Raw genomic sequence first — 1,166 nt, 5'->3', positions numbered from 1 at the left:
TTGTCTTAAGAATACCCCCGGTTCCCGTGCGATACGGGAGCCGCTGTCCGGCACCTCAAATATGCCGGACAGCGGCGGGGGACGGATCGTTGTGGAGATGGTCGGAGAGGGCCGGTCAGTAGTGTGATCGCCCCCGCCTTTTCGAATGTCCTGAACGGATACATGGGGAAGGCCTCGCGTCCTTGCCCCGAATGACAAGGCCAGGAGGCGAAAAGACTATGACCGACACCATCGGGATCGATATCTCGAAGACCACACTCGACATCTACCGTCTCTCGGACGGCAAACGGGCCCGCTTCGGCAACGACGCGTCCGGCCTGAAGGCCATGCGCAAGTGGCTCGGGGCGGTGCCGCTCCGCGTCGTCTACGAGGCGACCGGGCGCTATCACCGCGATCTGGAGGCGGCGCTTGCGGCTTCTGGCCATCACAACGTCAAGGTGAACCCCGCACGGGCGCGACGCTTCGCGCAGGCGACCGGACAGGGAGCGAAGACCGACCGCGTCGATGCGGAGATGCTTGCACGCATGGGTGCCGTGCTCGGCCTCGAGGCGACCCCGGTCAAGACCGACGAACTGCACGAAATCAAGGAGCTGCATGTCGCTCGGGTTGCTCTGATCAAGGATCGGACGGCCTGCCGGAACCGGATCGGAATGGCGCGCAACAAGATCGTCCTGGCGCAGCTGCGCGCGCGCCTTCGCCAAATCGACACCCAGATCGCGCAGATTGACAAGGAACTGCGCTTCCGGATCAGGGCCGATCCCGGGCTCGCAAGGCGCTACGAGATCCTGACGTCGATCCCCGGCGTCGGGACCGTCGCGGCCATCGCCCTGATCATCGAGATGCCGGAGCTCGGGGCGATGAGCTCGAAGGAAGCTGCGAGCCTCGCAGGCCTCGCACCCATCACGCGGCAGTCGGGAACGTGGAAGGGCAAGGCCCGTATCGGCGGAGGCCGCACTGCTCTCCGTTGCATGCTGTTCATGCCCGCTGTGATCGCGACCCGCTTCAATGCCCCGCTCCAGCAAGTTCACCGGACGCTCATCGCTGCCGGAAAGCCCTGGAAGGTCGCCATCACGGCGGTGATGCGCAAGCTCATCGTCCTCGCCAACGCCCTGATCCGGGACGACCGGAAATGGGCCGAAATCAACCCTTGATCAAAACGGATACTA

The 1,166-nt window shown here is 64.3% G+C and carries 1 protein-coding gene; it reads left to right on the top strand.

Features of this window, described 5'->3' with window-relative positions; all coding sequences use genetic code 11:
• Positions 1-218 precede the first annotated feature (218 nt).
• Positions 219-1,151 (top strand): transposase, encoded by a 933-nt coding sequence (locus tag DSD19_RS16730; RefSeq protein WP_113670431.1) that lies wholly within the window; start codon positions 219-221, stop codon positions 1,149-1,151.
• Positions 1,152-1,166 lie beyond the last annotated feature (15 nt).

It is taken from the genome of Rhodovulum sp. BSW8, from assembly GCF_003314725.1.
In the GTDB taxonomy this organism is placed as follows: Bacteria; Pseudomonadota; Alphaproteobacteria; order Rhodobacterales; family Rhodobacteraceae; genus Rhodovulum; species Rhodovulum visakhapatnamense.
Note: the sequence above shows the minus strand (reverse complement) of the source record. Positions and strands in the feature narration are given on the sequence as shown.

What these genes read in the sequence shown, in the direction of transcription:
- DSD19_RS16730 (WP_113670431.1), top strand. Translation starts at nt 219, where the DNA reads ATGACCGACACCATCGGGATCGATATCTCGAAGACCACACTCGACATC.